This window comes from Alkalibacterium indicireducens, assembly GCF_039522005.1.
GTDB classification, from domain to species: Bacteria; Bacillota; Bacilli; order Lactobacillales; family Carnobacteriaceae_A; genus Alkalibacterium; species Alkalibacterium indicireducens.
This window is the reverse complement of sequence record NZ_BAAADA010000227.1, coordinates 1-596: the sequence shown is the minus strand read 5'-3', so window position 1 is coordinate 596 and position 596 is coordinate 1. Positions and strand designations below refer to the sequence as shown.

Annotated in this window: 1 protein-coding gene; it reads right to left on the bottom strand. The window is 40.9% G+C overall.

The window, feature by feature from the left end:
- The coding region (locus ABFX15_RS12070; RefSeq protein ID WP_346025640.1) for a hypothetical protein at positions 1–472 on the bottom strand (472 nt) is incomplete at its 3' end.
- Between the last annotated feature and the right edge of the window lie 124 nt (positions 473–596).

The window sequence follows — 596 nt, the reverse complement described above, 5'->3', positions numbered from 1 at the left end:
CCCGAGAAGAATAGAGATGATTATAGAGTGGGATGGGGTGTTTCGTTTTCGGGGTAGCCATCGAGAAATTGATGGTGGTATACCCTTTTTCAATGACACTTTTGGAGCCGTCCCGCACGAGGGACAAATGTTCCATTTTCTCGGCATACGGCTTAATGATATCGGATTCGTCCACAATGATTAAAGGATCATCCGGGATCGCTGTTTTGACGGTATGTAAATAGTTTTGATGGACCTGGTTCAAATCGTCGCTCTCAAACCCATTGCGGGATAACCGTTTGATGGTGTAGATCAAATCAATGTCCTCCTCCAATGAACGAGCGATGTTTGATAACAACGTACTTTGAGATTTAGACATCCCAAATAAAATATCGCTGTAGAATTTCTTTCTTGGTTTCGGGAGACCTTTGGTCAACTTATCCGCATAAGTAAATATATTTCGTTTTGTTTGGTAGATTTCTGTAGAATTCATGGTAAAATAACCTCAGTTCCTGTTCTGTTTTTTTGTTTTGTGGTGAATCAATTATAACACGCAACAGGGTGCATTTTGTCCACAGATTTTTGCTGTGGACAGTCAAAAAGCTCGAGGCTTCCAT